Source organism: Psychrobacter sp. 1U2, assembly GCF_051847575.1.
Genome location: NZ_JBPYDC010001810.1, coordinates 1 through 519 on the forward strand (window position 1 = coordinate 1; position 519 = coordinate 519).

Genomic DNA, 519 nt, shown 5'->3' on the forward strand with positions numbered 1-519 from the left:
GTACCTACCAGATAGCGTATTAACGCTTGTATCAGTTTAGAGTAATTTGTTCGGTTATGAGTCTTAATCTCCAGCTCAATATGAGTGAACTGAGTTAAAGCAGGTAGCGATATTTTGTGGTTTTGAGTCTTAGCTACTTTAGTTGTTTCAGTTACTCGAGTGACTAGGTCTTTAGGGACCTGTGATTGAGAAAAAATAGTAGGAGAGTAGGTCATAGACTGCGCTAACATGTCCAAGGTAATTATTTTATGACCTAATTGTAGTTGGCGCTGAATTTCAATCAAGCTTAGCTGGTCCACTCGTGACTGTAAGCCGCAAAGTCGTTGTAGCGTCTCGTCATGAAATATTACCAGATGACCATCGGCAGTAAGTTGTACGTCAAACTCTACGCCTGACAAGCCTTGTGCCTGTAGCTTATAAGCATGTTCAAAACCAAATAGCGTGTTTTCCAATGCTTCACTGCGTGCGCCTCGATGACCTAGGAGCAAAGTATTCTCAAGTTTTATCATAACTACCTAT

The 519-nt window shown here is 41.0% G+C and carries 1 protein-coding gene; it reads right to left on the reverse strand.

Features of this window, described 5'->3' with window-relative positions:
• A partial coding sequence (locus ACS8FD_RS24525; protein ID WP_439277761.1) for a glycerophosphodiester phosphodiesterase occupies positions 1-509 on the reverse strand: 509 nt, incomplete at its 3' end.
• Positions 510-519: the final 10 nt, after the last annotated feature.